The following is an 18,237-nucleotide window of genomic DNA, read 5'->3' as shown; positions in this document are numbered from 1 at the left end:
CGCGTGAACAGGAAGAGCAGGGACACCCTTGATGAGCTGAGCAGCTTGGTCGGGCAGGAGCAAGACCAGCTGGATCGCATGAGCGCACTCGAGCGCAATGTGCAGTGGCGCTCGGTGCGTGTGCTGGCGATGGGCTGCGGCCTGATGGCCCTGCTGCTGACCATCGCGCTGCTCGTAGCCCGCAACCCGGATGAAGTCTTGCAGGGCTTGCTGATGCCCCTGCTCACGCTCACGGTGAGCGGCCTGTGCTTCCTCGGGTTGTGGAAGGTGCCGCGCAGGCATGGCCGCGCCTTCGTGCTGGCCGTGCTGTTCTCCATCATCGGCCTGGCCGTGGCGGGAGCCTTTGTGCGCCAGGCCGGTCTCAATGCCATCGGCCTGGGCGTGCTGGCCCTGATGGTCGCCATGGCCACCGCCATGCATGGCATGCGCACCGGCGTGGCCGTGCTTTCGGTGGCCGGCATTGGCTTGATCACGATTGCCTGGGGCCAGATGAGCGGCCTGATCCAGCCCCAAACCGCCGCGCCGCCCCTGCCCCTGACCCTGATCACGCATGCGGCCGTGCTGCTCACCGGCCTGGTGGTCGGCCTGTCGACGATGCGCATGGTGCGCCGCTCGATACGCGAAGCCAATGAGCGAAATTCGCGCTTCCGCCATCTGCTCTCGATGGCGGCCGACTGGTACTGGGAAATGGACCGCGAATTCCGGTTCACGCACCTGGCGGAAGACAAGCCTGGCTCCTCGGGCATGGACCTCGATTCGCGCCGGGGCAAGACGCCCTGGGAACTCGACAGCATGGGCCTGTCCGACGAGGAGCTGGATGCCCACCGCGCCGACCTCGAGTCGCACCGCCCCTTCCACGGGCTGGTCGCGCGCCGCCGCGGTGCCGACGGCAACCAGCGCTTTGTCTCGATCAGTGGCGAGCCGCGCTTCGATGCCGAAGGCAATTTCCGCGGCTACTGGGGCGTGGGCCGCGACGTGACCACCGAAGTGCAGGCCGAGCAGACGATCCACGCCACCGAGACACGCTATCGCGAGCTGTTCCGCCGCTCGCCTTCGCCGCTGGTGCTGCACCGCTGGGGGCGCGTGCTGGACGCGAACCCGGCCGCCATGGCCATGTTCGGCTACACGCAGCGTTCCAGCATGATCGGCCAGGACATCTTTGCCCACTACGAGCCGGGCGAGGACGAGCGCGCCCGCCAGCGGGCCGGCAAGATCGAGGCGATGCCCGTGGGCGCCATGCTGCCGCAGGCCGAGTTCCGGCTGCGCACGCTGTCGCGCCGCCGCCGTCTGGTGCAGGTCACGACGGTGCGGGTTGATGCCATCGGCGGACCGGCCACCCTGTCCTTCTTCATCGACCAGACCGAAGCCTCGCGGGCGCAGGAAGCGCTGCGCCGCTCCGAAGCCCTGCTCTCGCACCTCGTGGCCACCAGCCCCGACGTGATCACGCTGACCGATATGACCTCGGGCCGCTATGCCATGGTCAACAAGACCTTCGAGCAGTTGAGCGGCTACACGACCGAGGAGGTGCTCGGCCGCACGGCCGACGAGCTGGGCATCTGGTACGACCCGGACGACCGGGCCCGCGTGGTCAGCGCAGTGCGCGAGCACGGGCGTGCGACCGATCTGCCGGTGAACTTCCGCACCAAGAGCGGCACGCCGGTGTCGATGGTGATGTCGGCCGCGCCCTTCGAGATGGAAGGCCAGACCTACCTGGTCATCAATGGCCGCGACGTGACCGAAAGCGAGCGCACGCGCCTCGTCCATTCCGGCATCCTGGAGAACGCCTCGATCGGCATTGCGCTCACGCGCGACCAGCATTTCGTGCTGGCCAATCCGATGGTCGAGCAGATGTTCGGCTGGGCCCATGGCGAGCTGGTGGGCCAGCATGGCAGCGTCGTCTGGCCGAGCGTGGAAGACTGGCAGTCGATAGGCGCCGAGCTGGGCCCGCGCCTGGCCACCGGCGAGCAGGTGGAAACCGAGCGGCCGATGAAGCGCCGCGATGGCTCGACCTTTCTGTGCCGGTTGCTGGCCCGCGCGGTGGACCCGCACCACCCCAGCCGCGGCGGCACGATCTGGATTCTGGAAGACGTCACCGAGCGTCGCCGCGTTGAGGCTGCGCTGGCCCAGGCCAAGGACGAGGCCCAGGCCGCAAACCGTGCCAAGAGTGCCTTCCTGGCCAACACCAGCCATGAGATCCGCACGCCGCTGAACGGCCTGGTGGGCCTGGCACGCATGCTGCAGCAGCCTGACCTCAAGGATGAAACCCGGCGCGAGTACCTGGACCAGATGCTGGACAGCGCCGAGAGCCTGTCGGGCCTGATCTCCGACATCCTGGACCTCTCCAAGATCGAGGCGGGCCGTCTCACGCTGGAGACCGTGCCCTTTGCCTTGCGCGACATGCTGGGCACCATGCGCCTGGCCTACCTGACCCTGGCGCAGGCGCGCGGCCTGTCGTTCCGTATCGAGGTCGATGCCAATGTGCCCGCCTGGGTGGTTGGCGACCCGGTGCGCACGCGCCAGATTCTGGCCAACTACCTCACCAACGCGCTCAAGTTCACCGAAAGCGGTTCGGTGGCGGTGCGGGTGCGTGCCCTGAGTGCCGAACGCGTGCGCATCGAGGTGCAGGACACCGGCCCCGGCATTTCGCCCGAGCTGCGCGGCCGCCTTTTCCAGCCCTTCACGCAGGCCGACGAATCGACCACGCGCCGCTTCGGCGGCACGGGCCTCGGCCTCTCGATCTGCCGGGAGCTGGCGGAGCTGATGGGCGGCCAGGTCGGCGTGGACAGCGAATACGGCCAGGGCTCGGTCTTCTGGGCCGAGCTGGACCTGCCCGCCGCGCCCACGCCGATCAGCACCCAGCTTCGAGAGGCCCGCAGCAACGAGGAGCTCGAAGGCCTGCGCGTGCTGATGGTCGAGGACAACCCGGTCAACATGATGATTGCCGTGGCGCTCCTGGAGCAATGGGGGCTGGAGGTTTCGCAGGCCAGCGACGGCAGCCAGGCCATCGAGGCGATCAATGCAGCAGCCACGCTGGGCAAGCCCTTCGACGCGGTGCTGATGGACGTGCAGATGCCCGTGATGAGCGGTCACGAGGCCACGCGCGTGGTGCGCCGCCGCTTCAATGCGACCGAGCTGCCGATCATTGCGCTGACTGCGGCAGCGCTCGTTTCCGAACGTGACGAGGCACTCGCCGCGGGCATGAACGACTTCCTGACCAAGCCGATCGATGCACAGCGCCTGCGCCAGGCCTTGGTTCGCCTGATCGGTCACAAGGACAACGACAAGCAGCGCAGCTGAGCGCGGCGCTTCAGGACGGGCTCAGTCTCTTCCAGGCCTGCTCGGCCAGGCTGGCGGCGGTCCGGAAATCAAAGGCATCGACGGCGACCGTCAGCGGGCGCACGAGTTCCGGGCAGCACTGCTCGAGCATGGGGCGCAATGGAGTGAAGGCTTCTGCGGCGTCCAGGTCGTCGCGCCGCAGCAGCATCAGCCAGCTCATCAGCGCCTCGCGAAGCCGTTCCAGATTGGGGCCGGCACTTGGCGGGGCCAGCGCCAGGTCGGGCCAGGTGCCCATCTGCTGGTGGAGCTCCGTCAGCGCTTGCGCGAGCGGTTCGAGGGCTGCCTCTGCGGCGGCAGTGTCGGGTGTCTGGGCCTGCAGCGGCTGTTCAACCGCGCGCGCCTGCAGCTGGATGGCCGACAGCCCCAGCGTGCCTGCCACGCCGCGCAGGGTGTGCATGCGGTGGCGGGCCTGGTCAGGAAACCCATCCTGCAATTCCTGTCGGCAATGCAGGGCGTCGGCGCTGTGGTCCTGGTTGAAACGCTGCAGCAGGGCGGCGAGGCGCTGCTCCTGGCCCCGCACGCTGCGCAGGCCCAGGTCGAGATTCAAGCCGGCGAGCGCCTTCAAGCGCTCGCGCACCTCGCTGGTCAGGACCGCCTGTGCAGGCCCTGCGTCGGGTGCAGCGGCGGCCCTTGGCGCCGCCTGGAGCCAGCGCGCCAGCGTGTCGCGCAGCTGGTCCGGTTCCACCGGCTTGGGCACATGGTCGTTCATGCCGGCAGCCAGCGCCGCCGCACGGTCCTGCGCAAAGGCATTGGCGGTCATGGCGATGATCGGTGTCGTCCGGTAGGCCGGCAGACCCCGCAGCCGGCGGCAGGTTTCCAGGCCATCCAGGCGCGGCATCTGCTGGTCGAGCAGGATCAGGTCGTAGGGCTGCTGCTGCGCCATCTCCAGCGCTGCGAGGCCGTCGTCGGCCAGGTCCACGAGGTAGCCCAGTCCGCGCAGCAGCTCGGCCGCCACCTCCTGGTTCAGCGGGTTGTCCTCGGCGAGCAGGATGCGTGCGCTCGCCGACTTTGGGGACGGAGCCGCAGCCGGCGGCGCCCGCTTCGGGTCAGGCCCCGCGTTCAAGGCCTGGGCCCAGGCCTTGGCCACCGCGTCCAGCAACTGTGCCGGCAGCACCGGCTTGGGCAGGAAGGCCGCGATCTCGCCGGGCAGCATGTCGGCCTGCGGGCAACCGGTCGAGCCGCTGACGAGGATGCAGACCGGACGCTGGCGCAGATTCAGCTGGGCCAGCCGGTTCACCAGTTCGACGCCGTTGATCTCGGGCATCTGCCAGTCGGTGAGCAGCAGGCTGTAGGGGTCGGCGCTGGCCTCGGCCTCGGCCAATCGCACGAGGGCCTGGCTGCCGTCGCTCGCAGTGTCCACGCGGGCACCGAGGCGGCTCAGGATGTCGGACAGGGACTGCCGCGCTTCCTCCATGTCGTCCACGACCAGCACCCGCGTGCCCGCCGGCAGGGCGACCGGCTCTGCCACTGGTGCCTGCGCGCGGCGCAGCGGCAGCTCGATCCAGAAGCTGCTGCCCTTGCCGGGCTCGCTGCGCACCCCGACCTGCCCGCCCATCAGGTCGGCCAGCCGCCTGCAGATGGCGAGGCCAAGGCCCGTGCCGCCGTACAGCCGGGTGGTCGAGGTGTCGGCCTGCTCGAAGGCCTTGAACAGGCGGGACTGCTGCTCCGGCGTGAGGCCGATGCCGGTGTCGGTGACGGTGAAGCGCAGCCAGAGCTCCTCGCCCTCCTCGAGCACCAGGCTGCCGCGCAGCACCACGCTGCCGTGCTCGGTGAACTTCACCGCATTGCTGACGAAGTTGAGCAGCACCTGGCCGAGCCGCACCCCGTCACCATGCAGTTGGGGCGGCAGCTTGCCGATGTCGGCCACCATCTCCAGGTTCTTGGCATCGGCCCGATCGGCGTTCAGTGCGAACACGTTGGCGATGCAGCGCTCGAGGTCGAAGTCCGTGGGCTCCAGCGTGAACTTGCCGGCCTCGATCTTCGAGAAGTCGAGGATGTCGTTGATGACGGCCAGCAGGTGCAGGGCGGCGCCGGAGATCTTCTCGAGTTGCTGGCGCTGGCGCTCGTTGACCCGGTCGCGCTTGAGCAGATGGGTGAGGCCGATGATCGCGTTCATCGGCGTGCGGATCTCGTGGCTCATATTGGCCAGGAAGGAACTCTTGGCGCGGTTGGCGCTCTCGGCAGCCTCCTTGGCGGTGCGCAGCGCTTCGGCCACCTCATGCTCGCGGGTCACGTCTTCGATGATGCCGATCACCAGGTCGACCTGGCCCTTCAGGCGCAGCGGCGCGCCGGTGATGCGTGCCCAGAAGCGGCTGCCGTCGCCGCGCGTCAGCGACTGTTCCAAGGCCGCCGGGTTGTCGTAACTGACGCCTTCCGGGTAGAGCTGGCGTCCCGCCTGCTCGAAATCCTCGTCGCTGCCATACCAGAGGCGGGTGGAGGTGCCGGTCAGCGTCTCCATGGGTCGGCCCAGCATCTGTGCGAACCGCGCGTTGCAGCGCACAACGCGTCGGCGGCGCAGCAGCACGATGCCCACCGTGGCGGCGTCGAACACGATGCGCAGCTCCTCGTTGGCGCGCTGCAGCTCCTCGGTGCGCTCGGCCACCAGCTGCTCCAGCCGTTCACGGTGCTGCAGCAGTTCCTGCTCGGCCGCATGCAGGGCCGTCACGTCGCGTCCCACCCCGAGGATCCCGATCAGCTGTCCGGCCGTGTCGCGAACCAGGGTCTTGATCACGAGCAGTCGTTCGCGGTGGCCGTCGGCAAAGGTCCGCCAATGCGGTTCTACTGTGTGCTGGCTCGTGGCCAGAGCCAGGCGGTCGGCCTCGCGATAGCGCTCGACATCTTCGGGCGCGAACAGGTCGGCGTCGGTCTTGCCGACCAGCTCTGCCGCCTCGTGCCCGGTCAGTTCCATGAAGCGCCGGTTGAAGATGCGGTAGGCGCCGCCGGCATCCTTGAGCCAGACCAGGTCGGGCATGCCCTGAATCAGGGCCTGCATTTGCTGGCGCTCACCGTCCAGGGCCTGTTGCGCCTGGTCGCGCTCCGCCTGCACGCGCGAGAACTCCAGCAGCGAAGCCGCCAGCGAGCCGAGCAGGCTGCCCGAGGGCCTGGCCTGTTTCAGCAACTGCTCGCGCAGTGTGGGGGCGTCGATGCCGCTGCCCTGGGCGATGTCGTTCACCGCCTCGTTGATCCAGTCCAGCCGCACGGCGATGCGCCGGGCCACGGCCAGCCAGGCCAGGACCAGGGCCAGCGTGCCGAGCGCCAGCCAGCGAAGTCGAATCGCGTTGTCCTCGCGACCTTGGGCAATGGAGGCCTGTGCTTCCTCGCTGGTGTGCTGGGTCAGCTGCTGTGCCAGCACATGCGCACTCTGCGAGAAGCTCAGGAAATGCCGGGCCGTGCGGCCCAGCAGCTCACGTGCCTGCGTGGCATCGATCGCGGCGAGGTCGGTGCTACGGATCAGGTCGCGCCGGAAATCATTGAAGCGCTCGCGGGCCTCGGCCAGCGTCGCCGCGGCCTTCGCGTTCGTGCTGGGCACCGGCAGCTGGAGCAGGCGTTGCTCGACCCCGGCCATCGCATCGACGGCACGGGCGTGCAGCGCATAGGTCTGGGCCGCGTCGGACAGCCGTCGCTTGTCGGCCATCAGGTCCTCGACCTGTTGCTGCAAGCCCAGCAACTCACGGCTGATGGTCAGGGCATCGTTGGCCAGCGCCAGGTCGTGCCGCTGCTCGAGGAACACGGCTTCCGTGGCTTGTGCCTGGGCCCGGTCCGACCACAGCGCATAGAGCAGGCTGCCGCTCAGGGCCATCGCCATCGGCACGAAGAACACGGCCAGGAAGCGCAGTCGGCGGGCCCGCTTTGCGAAATTCTGGGTGGCGGTCATGGGCTCACGGGGCGGGCCAGCAAGCTGTCCCAGAGCGACGGGGGGATGCTGGCGAGGTACTCGAAACTGCCATTGCCGCGCGGCCGCAGAATGACGATCGTGCCCTCAGGGTTGACGAAGTAGCCGAACAGGTCGGCCAGGTTGGGGGCGTGGGCGACCAGCACCGTGTTGCTCCCTGCGGGCGGCGGAGTGGATACGAGCCGGCGGATCGTGACGAGCAGCGGCTTCTTCTGCTCCGAGGTGAAGTTGGCGGAGTACATCAGGTTGTGCTCGCTGCGGCGCGGACGATCCTGGAATGCAAGCAGGGCGGAGTCACGTGTGCGGCACATCGGGCTGTGCAACACTTCGTGCACAGGGATGCCCAACTGGCGAAAGCGTTGGCCCAGCAAGCGCATGCCTGCGCGACCTTCATCACTGAGCACCCGCTGGGTGTCGCAGTTGCCGAGATCGACGGGCAGGTGGTCGGCGCGGCTGTTGTCGGTCGCGCCGTGCCGGATGTAGAGCACATAGCCGCCCTGGCGCAGGGACTGCAACTGGGCCGGCGTGGCCATGCGCTCCTTGAAGGCTGCCGGGCTGGGCGCCTGCGTGTTCGCCAGGGCCGGCGCAGCCGCCAGCAGCGAGGCGCCCAGCAAGCTGCACAGCAGCAGCCACCGCCTCATGGCGCCTGCTCCGCCTCGTGGTCGGCGAAGCGCCGCGAGATGGCGACGAACTCGTCCACGCTTTGCAGAAATGCGTCTGCGATGTCCGGATCGAAATGCCGGCCGCGGCCTTCGCGCATGATTTCAAGCACCTGCTCCAGCGGGAAGGCCTCTTTGTAATGACGCCGGGACATCAGCGCATCGAACACGTCTGCCACCGCCATCAGGCGCGCGGCCAGCGGAATGGCGTCGCCGGCCAGCCCCTGCGGGTAGCCGCTGCCATCCCATTTCTCGTGATGCCCCCCGGCAATGTCTTGCGCCGTTGCCAGGAAGGCCAGCGAGGTGTCGGAGTCGATGCCGCCGAACGGCAGGCGGTGCCGCACCCGGTCGATGGCGTCTGCCAGGGCCTGGCGGCCGATGGCGGCATGGGTCTTCATGATCTCGAATTCGTCCGGCGTGAGCTTGCCCGGTTTGAGCAGGATGGCATCCGGGATGCCTACCTTGCCGATGTCGTGCAGCGGCGCGGCATGCACCATGCGCTGGCAGTCCATCGGGTTGGCCAGCGCGGCCTCGAAGCGCGGATGCTTGCGCAGTGCGCGTATCAGCACGCTCACGTAGGACTGGGTGCGATGCAGGTGGTTGCCGGTCTCGTTGTCGCGCTTCTCGGCCAGTAGGGCCAGGGCATGCAGGCTGACCTCCTTGATCAGCTCGTTCTCGAGCATGCGCCGATGCACCTCGGCATCCAGTTCGGCATTCTTCCGGCTCAACCAGTCCCGCGAGCGCTTGAGCTCAAGCTGGGCCTTGACCCGGGCCAGCAACAGGGCCGGCTTGATCGGCTTGGTGACGTAGTCGACGGCACCGAGGGCCAGGCCGATCTCTTCGTCTTCGTCAGCGTCCAGGGCGGTGACGAAGATCACCGGGATGTCCGCGGTGGACGGCTGGGCGCGCAGGCGGCGCAGCACCTCGTGACCGTCCATCTCCGGCATCATCACGTCGAGCAGGATGAGATCGGGCCGCGGCTCGCCGGCGGCCGCCACCAGTGCATGCGCGCCAGAGTTGGCCACCCGGACCCGGTAGTGGGGACGCAGCAGCTGGCCGGTGATGCCGAGGTTCTCACCGGTGTCGTCGACGACCAGCACGGTGAGGGGCGGGGACACTCCGGGTTCGCTGTTGGTCTGCATGGCATCCTGGGTCACTGGCTGAGCGAGTTAGGGGCATACAGCGCCAATGATGACATCCTGGCCCAATTCCAGGCACGCTGAATGATGTGGATCAAGCAAGCGGCAAGACCGAAGTTCAGAGATCACCCGGCTGTGTGACCTGCACGGGAGCGGAAAGGGGCAGCTCGATCACGAAGCGGGCGCCAGTGCCCGGTGCGCTGAAGACGCTGATGCGGCCCCCCAGGACGTTGCCCACCAGCTCATGCACCACATGCAGGCCGAGGCCCGAGCCGCCGCGTCCCATGCGCGTGGTGAAGAAGGGGTCGAAGATGCGACTTATGTGTTCGCTCGGGATGCCGCAGCCGTTGTCGCTGATCACGATGCGGGCCTCGCCCGGTGCGGCTGCCTCGGTGCAGATCATGATCTCGCCCTCGGCACATTCAGCCAGGCCGTGCACCAGCGCGTTCTCGACCAGGTTGCTCAGCACCTGGACCAGGGCGCCGGGGTAGCTGTCCATCGAGATGTCTTCCTGCAGCACCGTGCGCAGGTGGTGGGGCGTCTTGCGCGTTGTCGGGCTGAGCATCAGCAAGGCTTCACCGACAATTTCTTTCAGGGTGAACTGACGGCGCTGCGCGCTGGTCTGGTCCACCGCCACCTGCTTGAAGTTGGCCACCAGCTCGGCCGCTCGGCGCAGGTTGCGCTCGGCGATGTCGCTGCCCTGATCGGCCTGGGTCACAAAGCTTTCCAGCGTGCTGCGCCGCAGGCCCTGGTTCATCTCGGTTTGCAGGTTCCGCAGGCTCTCGCGCAATGTGCTGATCACCATCAGGCCATTGCCCAGCGGCGTGTTCAGCTCATGGGCCACGCCTGCCACCAGGCGTCCGAGGGCGGCCAGTTTCTCGGAACGCACCAACTGTGCCTGCGTGGCCTTCAAGTACTCGACCGTGGTCTGCAGCTCTTCGTTGGCCGCCGTCAGCGCCTCGGTGCGTTCGGCCACGCGCGCCTCCAGCCCCTGGTTGAGGCGCAGGATCTCGGCCTCGCTACGCTTCGCGGCGGTGATGTCCACGTCCATGCAGACGAAGATCTTCTGGCCCTGCTCGCCCGGTACTGCAAAGATGGAAGCCAGCACGATGACCGCATGGCCCTTGCGATGGCGCAGCTCGAACTCGGCCGGCCCGAAGCTGCCGCCCTCGTTGTCCAGCGTGGCCAGGATGCCAAGGAATGCCTGCACCTGGGCCTCGTCCAGGTACATCAGCGGCTGTTCGCGCAGCTCGGCGCCGAGCGCCTGACGGGCGCTGTACCCGTACATGGACTCCGAGGCCTGGTTCCAGTACAGGACGCGGCCTTCGAGGCTGTACCACTGCACTGACACGGCCGGCGCGCTGTCCAGCGTGGCGCGCAGGCGCTCGCCGTGAGTCTGTATGGTCTTGACCATGCGGGCCAGGTCAGCGCCGAGCTGGTTGAGCTCGCGTATCGGGCCGCGCCCTGGCCAGGCTCCGAGGTAGTCGCCGCCGGCCACTGCATGGGCGCGGGCGATCAGGGCCTGGACCGGCCGGGTGAACACCGCCGCCCACCAGGGCGCCAGCAACATGCTGATGGCCAGGGCGCCGCCGAAGCCCGCCACCACCAGCAGCACCGTGACACGATAGGAATACTGGCCCCAGCCGGCCGAGGCGCTGGCGATGATGCTCCAGCCGAGCAGGTCGGGCCGCACGGCGCTGACCAGTCGGGGCTCGCCAAACAGCTCCTCACGGCCCGGCGCGGCCTCGCCGCGGTCGAGCATCTGCACGCTGGCCAGGTTGGCGTAGTTCAGGTGCCGCTCGGTGCTGCTGACGGCGCTGCGGGTCGAGGCCAGCCATTGGCCGCGGCCATCGACGATCATCACTTCGGCCTCCGCATCCTGCGAGGCGCGCTCCAGCTTGGTCAGCATGCGGGCGAGATCGAGCTCGGCGATCAGCATGCGCTGGTCGATCGGCAGGGCCAGGGCCACGGTGGTGGTGCCGGCCAGCGTGGACAGGTACTTGTCGCTCCACAGCGTGGCGCTGCTGGCGGTGCCCCGCTCGCGCAGGGCGCGGAACAGCGCATTGCCTGAGAAGTCGGCGCCGCGCAATTCCGTCTTCGCCTCGGCCCTGCCGCCGCGCAGGCCCAGCGCCTGCACGCGGCCACTGGCCTCCAGCAGGAAGACGGCCACGAAAGGGCTGTCGGGCCGGGTCAGCGCGTCCAGCACGGGCTGCGGTTCGGTGGCGGCAGCCTGAGCCAGCAGGTGGCCAAGTGGCCGCAGCTGAGCCTCGATGCCCGACAGGTCCAGGTCCAGCAGGCGTGCCGTGTTGAGCGCGCGCCGCTGCAGTTGCTCCAGGGCGCGCTGCTCGACCTGCGGCAGGCGCAGCGACAGGATGGCGCCGCCAACCAGGCCGAAAGTCAGCGCTGCTGCGAGCACCATCAGCAGCATCAGCGAGGTGCGCAGGCGCAGCTCGGGGCGCAATCGCGTCAGTGTCACGGCAGGCGGACGAAGCGGCCGTCGCGCACCTCGGTCATGTGGGTCTGGCGCTCGGCGTCGCCGTAGCGATCAAAAGCGAACGTGGCCTGCAGGCCCTCGAAGCGTTGGCCGCCGAGCAAGGCCGTCTTGAGCGCCGGGCCTGTCTTGCCATTGAGCACGCTCAACAGGGCCCGGGTCGCGTCATGCGCAGCGACGCTGGCAAACCCAGGCTCCTGCTTGAAGCGCTGGCGGTAGGCCTCGGCAAAGGCCAGGTAGCGGGGCGAGCGGTCGTCCCGGTCGAAGTACTGGGGCAGGCTGATGCCCTCGACCGTTCGCCCGCCCAGTTGCAGCAGGCTTTCCGTGGCGGCCCAGGAGGCTGCGCTGATCGCTTGCGTGGCCCCTTGGTTGCGGGCGGCCTGGGTGAGCCGCACGGTGTCCAGGGCATTGGCCGCGAACATCAGGAGGTCCGGCTTGCTGGCCAGCAACTGGCTCACCACCTCACCATAGCCCGCGCCCGATTGGAATGAGGCCTGGCTGACCACCTGGCCTCCCAGCGCGCTGAAGGACTTGGTGAAATGCCGCAGCCAGTCTTCGGTGTAGCTGCGGTTGCCGAGGTCATAGGCCACGGCGGCCCGGCGCAGCCCCTTGGCATGCAGGTGCCGGGCGCTGCGCAAGCAGTTCTCGCTGACAGGCGGGGCCACCAGCAGCAGGTAGTCATCCTGGCCGAAGAGCTCGGTGGACGTGATGGTCGGGCTGATGGTGAGCAGCTGGTGCTGGTTGATCAGGGGCAGCATCGCCACGCCCATGGCGCTGGTCAGCGGGCCGATCAGCGCCATGGCGCCGGCCTGGCGCAGGGATTCGATGCCGCGCCTGGCAGCATCCGCGTTCTGCTCGTCGTCGGCGATCAGGAGCTCGACCGGGCGGCCCTGCAGGCCGCCGGCCTGGTTGCACTGCTCGACGGCCAGCAGCGTGCCGTTGCGACCGGCCTCGCCCAGGTCGGCCACCCGGCCCGACAGGCCGCCGAGGAAGCCCAGCTTGAGTGGCGGGGCCGACCCGGAACAGGCGGCCAGCGCCAGAGGCAACAGCAGCAGCGGACGACGCGAGAGGGTCATGATCAATCGATTCCTCGCCTTTCAGACCAGTCATCATGAGGCCTTACGCTTGCATGGGCTTGACGGCGCTCAAACCGGCGCCCTCGACCCAAGCAAGCGAGTGACAATCGGGCGCATGAGCAACCCCGATGTCCACCGCTCCCAGGCCCTGGCCAAACTGCCCGCCGAGGGCCAGCCCGAGTTGCTGTTCCTGCTGCTGCACGGCGCTGGCGCCGATGCGGCGCAGATGCGGCCTTTGGCTCAAGCCTTGCACACACTGTATCCGCAGGCCGCGGTGCTGTCGCTGAACGGGCCCGAGCCTTACGACCAGATGCCCGGTGGCGTGGATCTGCATCAGGGCTGGCAGTGGTACTCCCTCGCCGGCGCCAATGATGACAACCATGCCGGGCGTATCAACGCCGTGCTGCCCGACTTCATCGCCACCGTGCGCAGCTGGGCCGCCCAGTTCGACCTGCCCTGGCAGCGTGTGGCGCTCGCCGGCTTCTCGCAAGGCGCCGTGCTCGCGCTGGAGGCGGTACAGCAGGAAGTGGAGCTGGCAGGGCGGGTGCTCGCCTTCAGCGGCGCCTACGCCACCATGCCCGGCCATGCGCCGCCGCAGGTCAGCGTGCACATCCTGCACGGCCAGCTCGATGGCGTGCTGCCCTATCAAGACCAGATTGCTGCCGCCCGGCGCCTGGTGCAGCTCGGCGGCGACGTGACGGCTGATGTGCTGCCCGACATCGGCCATGAGCTGCATGAAGCCCTGATCGCACGAGCAATGGAGCAGCTGCAGACCTTCGTGCCGGCCCGCGTCTGGCGCGAAGCCATGCAGGCAGCGCAGGCGCAGGGGCTGGCGGACAAGGAAGAGAACGACTGATCAATCAGTCGAGCACCACCTCGGTCCGAATCGTCCCGGCCCGCTCGGCGCTGGCGGTCAGCGTCAGCCGCGTGCCGGTGGGCGCGCGCAGCACCCATTCGGCCACGGCGCGGTCGGCGGTCACCTCACGGGTACCGATGAAGGCGAGCTGGCTCTGCTTGAGTGCATGGCCTTCGAGCTGAGGGCCCTCCACGCGCTCCTTGCCGCTGATCAGGCTGATCTCGGGGTCGTTGGCCGGCAGGTGGATGTCGAACATCACGCCGCGCACCACCTTGCGCTCGAGGGCGCGTCTGGTCACATAGGCCGGCAGATAGCCGCTGTTGGCGACCGCCAGGCGCACGCGCCAGGTGTCGGCGCCCAGGGCGCGGACTTCGGTGCGCACCAGCTCCAGCTTGGGCAACGACAGGGCAATCTGCGTCAGCCAGGCCGGAAAGCGCGCCGCTTCGCGCTCGCGCAAGGCGGGCGGCGGATTGCGCCAGTAGTTCATCTTGTCCCAGCCGCCGATCTCGACCGCGCCGAGCTGCGGATGGAAGAAGGGCCGCCAGTCCACATGGGCCTGGCCGTCGCACTGCTCGTCGCTCCACTTCATGAGCTTGAGGTCGTCCTCGACCGGATGGTCGCGGTACCAATCGATCCACTTCGTGTTGGCGATGCCTGCCTCGCGCGCCGGCGACCACAGCTCCACCACCCAGAACAAGGCGCCCAGGTGCTCGTACATCCAGTCCTGCGTGCCGGTGATGACTTCCTTGGGGTGGTAGCGGAAGTCGTGCCAGATGCTGATGGCCGGATAGCCGGTGGCCTTTTCCCCGAGTGCCGAGAAGCGCTGGTAGGTCCAGAGGTCTTCCGGCGTCATGTCTTCGTCGGCCTGCGTGCCCATCGGGCGCAGGATCACGCCGCTGTGCGTGTGAAAGCTGATGGCGGCGCCGATGTTGGGATGGGTGGACACGAAGTCCACCATTGCGCGCACCTCGGGCTCGCTGGTCGGGTAGGGGCCGGCGCCGAGCTGCTTGTATTCCTGCCGCCAGTCGCTCGGGAAGTTGCGGTTCAGGTCCAGGCCTTCGCGGTCCTTGTTGACCACGACCGTCAGGCCGTCATGGGCCTTGATGAAGCCCTCGGGCATCAGGCGGTAGTACTCGCCGCCGAATTCACCCGGCTCGCGCGCCACCATCAGGCGCGGGTCGGTCTCGTGCTTCTTGTAGCCGCCGTGCGGGTCTGGAATGCGCATCGTGAGGATGCGGCCGTCGCCATCGATGTCTTCGACCGTGAGGCCGTCGACCGGCTCTTCGTCGTAGGGGTAGGGTCGGGTCGAGCTGCGGATGTGGCGTGGCCGGTCCGCCAGCGCGAGCTCGGCGCCATCCGGGTTCAGGCGCGGCACCATGTAGAGGGTGCGCGTATCCAGCAGGTGGGTGATGGCGGCGTCGTTGCCGTGGTCGCGCAGGAGCTGGTGCAGGTAGTACAGGCAGGTGGTGCAGGCGGTCAGCTCGGCAGCGTGGATATTGCCGTCCAGCCAGAAGGCCGGCTTGTCGATGTCGGCGCCGGTGGCGGTGTTGGTCAGCACCAGCAGCCAGATGTCACGGCCCTCGAAGCTCTTGCCAATCGAGCGCACCGAGACCAGGTTCGGCCGCGCCTCGGCATATTCAAACAGGAGCTGGGTCAGCGCGTCATAGCGATAGAACTCGTTGAAACGCGGGGTGGGCATGGCTGCGGGCATGGATGGCTTTGCGGTCGCCCCGGGTCGGGGCCATGGCGGCGATGCTAACGGAGCGCAGCGGCACGCGGTGAGCGGGCCTACCCTGGCTGCTTTCTGCTCAGCCGGACGACAGCCTGCCGAGCCAGCTCAAGGAGGCCCTCCCGCCCGCTTCAATAACCCCAGGGTGTTGGCGGCGGATCGACCGGCCGGGTCAGGTCGAAATCGACGCGGAACTCCCGCCCCTCGCGCACCAGGCGGTAGCTGAACACCTTGGGGTAGATGTACACCTGCCAGGTGTTGCCCACCGAGGCGGCCAGGCCCTGGCGGACGAACTGTTCCTTCGAGACCGCGTCGACCGGGAATGACTGGACTTGCGGCCAGCCGGCGTCCTGCGTGTGGCCGCCATACATGGTCGAGCTGTCGTCGCTGCCATCCGGTTTGCGGTGGTCATGCTTGAGCAGCAAACCGGCGCCGGTCTGCGTGATCAGCCAGGTGCGCGAACGGTTCTCCCCGACATGGAAGGGGATCTGCAGCTGCTGCTCGCTGCAACGCCGCACATGCATCACGAGCCGACCCTCGAAGCCGCTGCCCTTGGGGTTGTCGATCACGACCTTGCCCTCGTAGGCTTTGCCGCAATGCTCACGCAGCGCATTGAAGAAGGCCTGCTGCGCCTCGGCGGTGAGCAGCGGCGCGGGCTTGATCGTCTGGGCCATGGCGGCGGGGGGCGCAAGCACCAGCAGCAGGGCAAGGAAGGGATGAAGGCGCATGTGGATTCCTTGGCGGGCGCTCAGCGCCGCCCAAACATCATCTGTCTTGCCAATGCCTTCTTGAGCGGTGGCAAGGATTGCAGGGCGGCCAGTCCCAGCGCCCGCGCCGCCGGCAGGCCTGGCCAGCGCCAGGTGAAGGTGCGGGCCAGGAAGTCGGTGCTGACGATGGTGCTCCAGCGGTCGGGGCCGCGCTGCCATTCAACGCTCTTCAGCGCGGCGTCGATCTTGTGCTCGCCATGGCGGCGCAGGGCATCGACCAGGCTCCAGGCATCGCGCAGGCCCAGGTTCAGCCCCTGGCCGGCCACCGGGTGCAGGGTCTGGGCGGCATTGCCGATGCGCACGACACGGCCGTCCACCAGGCTGCGCTCGGCATTCAGCCCCAGGGCAAAGCATTTCAAGGGGCTGATGGATTGCAGCGGCCCGACATCCTCGGCCAGCAGGGAGTTGATGACGGTGAGGCGCTGGGCATCGCTGAGCGTGGCCACATCGTCCTCGTCCTGCGGCAGGCACCAGACCAGGGCCGCGCGGCGCTGGCCATCACGTGGGCGCAAGGGCAGCAGGGCCAAGGGGCCGTTGCGCGTGAAGCGCTCATAGGCCACGCCGGCGGGGCTTTCGGCGCTCAGGGTGACGGTACCGACCCAGGCGTTCTGCTGATAGTCGCGGGCCAAAGACTTGCGCGCCTGGTCGGCAAACACGCCGCCCTCGGCGACCACGGCCAGGTCGAAGTTCTCGACGATGCCGGCATCCACTTCCACGCCGCCAGTCACCGCCTTGACCGCCGCCACCGGCGAACCGAAACGCGTGAGCAGTCGCTCAGGCTCGGCCGCCGCAGCCGCCAGCCATGCCGTTTGCAAGGGCGCTACCAATTGACCGTAGTGCAGCACGGCGCCGAGCTGCTCTACGCCCTGCTCAGCCGCCGTGATGCGCACAGCGGGCATGTCCTGCAGCGTCGGCGGCGCCTGGCTCACATGCACTTGAAGAATCGGCTCCGCATCGCTCGCCGGCCAGGCTTTGAGCCTTTGCAAAAGCTGCACGCTGCCCAGTGACAGCGCAATCGTGCGCGGATCGCCCGACACGTCGCGGTCTGCCTGGCGGGCATCGAAGAGGCTGATCTGCGCCTGCGGCAGGCTGCGGGCCGCATGCAGAGCCAGGGTCAGGCCGGCGGGGCCGGCGCCGATGACGGCCAGTTTCAGCGATGGCGGCAGCGGGGTATTGCTCATGCGAAAGACTATAGCGGCCGGTCTGCGCTACGCTCTGGCGCTTCCACTTCAGCAGTCAGAAGAAGCACACCATGCAATACCGTCGTCTGGGCCGCAGCGGCCTGCAAGTTTCCGAGCTCTCGCTGGGCTCCTGGGTCACGTATCACAACCAGGTCGACACCAAGGCCGCGACCGAGATGCTGGCCGCCGCCTTTGATGCCGGCGTCAACTTCTTCGACAACGCCGAGGTCTATGCCCAAGGTCAGAGCGAGGTGGTGATGGGCGAGGCCTTCAAGGCGCTCAAGTGGAACCGGCTGGACTACATCGTCTCGACCAAGTTCTTCTGGGGCCTGTCGCGCGAAGGCAATACGACGACCAATCGCAAGGACACGCTGAATCGCAAGTACCTGATGCAGGCCATCGACGGCTCCCTGAAGCGCATGCAGCTGGACTTCATCGACCTGGTCTATTGCCACCGCCCCGATCCGCACACGCCGATCGAAGAGACGGTGCGCGCGATGAGCGACATGATCACCCAAGGCAAGGCGCTGTACTGGGGCACCAGCGAATGGAGCGCGTCCGACATCCGCGCCGCCTGGGAAATCGCCGAGCGCCACCACCTGCACAAGCCGGTGATGGAGCAGCCGCAGTACCACCTGTTCTGCCGCCGCAAGGTCGAGCAGGAATATGCCCGCCTCTATGAAGACCTGGGCCTGGGCCTGACCACCTGGAGCCCCCTGGCTTCGGGTCTACTGACGGGCAAGTACAAGGATGGCATCCCGGCTGACAGCCGTGGCGCGATGGAGAACATGGCCTTTCTGCGCGAGGGCCTGACCGACCCGGCCAAGAATGCCGTGGTCGCAGAGCTGGCCAAGATCGCCGACGAGCTGGGGGGCAATGTGGCCCAGCTGGCCATCGCCTGGGTCAACCGCAACCCGCATGTCTCGACCGTCATCCTCGGCGCCAGCAAGCTTTCGCAATTGCAGGACAACCTCGGCGCCCTGGCGCTGACACCGCGGCTGACGCCCGAGGTGCTGGCGCGCATCGATGCGCTGTGCAAGGCGCTGGCGAGCTGAAGCTTGCAGCTTGCCGAGCGGGCGGGCGGCTCGACGCGGTCCCCGCACCACATGTC

At 68.1% G+C, this 18,237-nt stretch carries 11 protein-coding genes; 3 read left to right on the top strand and 8 right to left on the bottom strand.

Going from position 1 to position 18,237, the window contains the following annotated elements; genetic code table 11:
* The first annotated feature begins 78 nt into the window (after positions 1-78).
* Positions 79-3,297, top strand: a complete 3,219-nt coding sequence (locus V3596_RS19375; protein ID WP_334279464.1) for a PAS domain S-box protein — start codon at positions 79-81, stop codon at positions 3,295-3,297.
* Between the two features lie 10 nt (positions 3,298-3,307).
* Here V3596_RS19375 and V3596_RS19370 read toward each other — a convergent pair whose 3' ends face one another.
* The 5 genes from V3596_RS19370 to V3596_RS19350 all read right to left on the bottom strand — a co-directional run bounded on the left by V3596_RS19370 (position 3,308) and on the right by V3596_RS19350 (position 12,593).
* Positions 3,308-7,210 (bottom strand): hybrid sensor histidine kinase/response regulator, encoded by a 3,903-nt coding sequence (locus V3596_RS19370; RefSeq protein ID WP_334279463.1) that lies wholly within the window; start codon positions 7,208-7,210, stop codon positions 3,308-3,310.
* Positions 7,207-7,869: a histidine phosphatase family protein gene (locus tag V3596_RS19365; protein WP_334279462.1), complete on the bottom strand. Its 663-nt coding sequence runs from the start codon at positions 7,867-7,869 to the stop codon at positions 7,207-7,209. The genes V3596_RS19370 and V3596_RS19365 overlap by 4 nt, the downstream gene beginning before the upstream one ends.
* Positions 7,866-9,005, bottom strand: a complete 1,140-nt coding sequence (locus V3596_RS19360) for a response regulator (protein WP_334279461.1) — start codon at positions 9,003-9,005, stop codon at positions 7,866-7,868. The genes V3596_RS19365 and V3596_RS19360 overlap by 4 nt, the downstream gene beginning before the upstream one ends.
* A 139-nt stretch (positions 9,006-9,144) precedes the next feature.
* Entirely contained in the window at positions 9,145-11,502 is a 2,358-nt protein-coding gene (locus V3596_RS19355) for an ATP-binding protein (protein WP_334279460.1), read from the bottom strand.
* Complete coding sequence (locus V3596_RS19350) at positions 11,499-12,593, bottom strand: ABC transporter substrate-binding protein (protein WP_334279459.1); 1,095 nt, start codon at positions 12,591-12,593, stop codon at positions 11,499-11,501. Before V3596_RS19350 ends, V3596_RS19355 begins: the two co-directional genes overlap by 4 nt.
* A 115-nt stretch (positions 12,594-12,708) precedes the next feature.
* Here V3596_RS19350 and ypfH point away from each other — a divergent pair, with 115 nt between their 5' ends.
* Positions 12,709-13,449: an esterase gene (ypfH, locus tag V3596_RS19345; protein ID WP_334279458.1), complete on the top strand. Its 741-nt coding sequence runs from the start codon at positions 12,709-12,711 to the stop codon at positions 13,447-13,449.
* Positions 13,450-13,453: 4 nt separating this feature from the next.
* Here the strand turns inward: ypfH and V3596_RS19340 are convergent, their stop codons facing one another.
* From V3596_RS19340 to V3596_RS19330, 3 genes are all read right to left on the bottom strand, one after another.
* Entirely contained in the window at positions 13,454-15,148 is a 1,695-nt protein-coding gene (locus V3596_RS19340) for a M14 family metallopeptidase (RefSeq protein ID WP_334279457.1), read from the bottom strand.
* Positions 15,149-15,309: 161 nt separating this feature from the next.
* Positions 15,310-15,906, bottom strand: a complete 597-nt coding sequence (locus tag V3596_RS19335) for a hypothetical protein (protein WP_334279456.1) — start codon at positions 15,904-15,906, stop codon at positions 15,310-15,312.
* 20 nt (positions 15,907-15,926) lie between these two features.
* On the bottom strand, positions 15,927-17,126 hold the full coding sequence (locus V3596_RS19330) for an FAD-dependent monooxygenase (RefSeq protein WP_334279455.1): 1,200 nt from the start codon (positions 17,124-17,126) through the stop codon (positions 15,927-15,929).
* Positions 17,127-17,197: 71 nt separating this feature from the next.
* On the opposite strand from V3596_RS19330, the gene V3596_RS19325 reads away from it, so the two are divergent.
* Positions 17,198-18,181 (top strand): potassium channel beta subunit family protein, encoded by a 984-nt coding sequence (locus V3596_RS19325; protein WP_334279454.1) that lies wholly within the window; start codon positions 17,198-17,200, stop codon positions 18,179-18,181.
* The last annotated feature ends 56 nt before the right edge of the window (positions 18,182-18,237 follow it).

This window comes from Roseateles microcysteis (genome assembly GCF_036880965.1).
In the GTDB taxonomy this organism is placed as follows: Bacteria; Pseudomonadota; Gammaproteobacteria; order Burkholderiales; family Burkholderiaceae_C; genus JAUASW01.
Note: the sequence above shows the minus strand (reverse complement) of the source record. Positions and strands in the feature narration are given on the sequence as shown.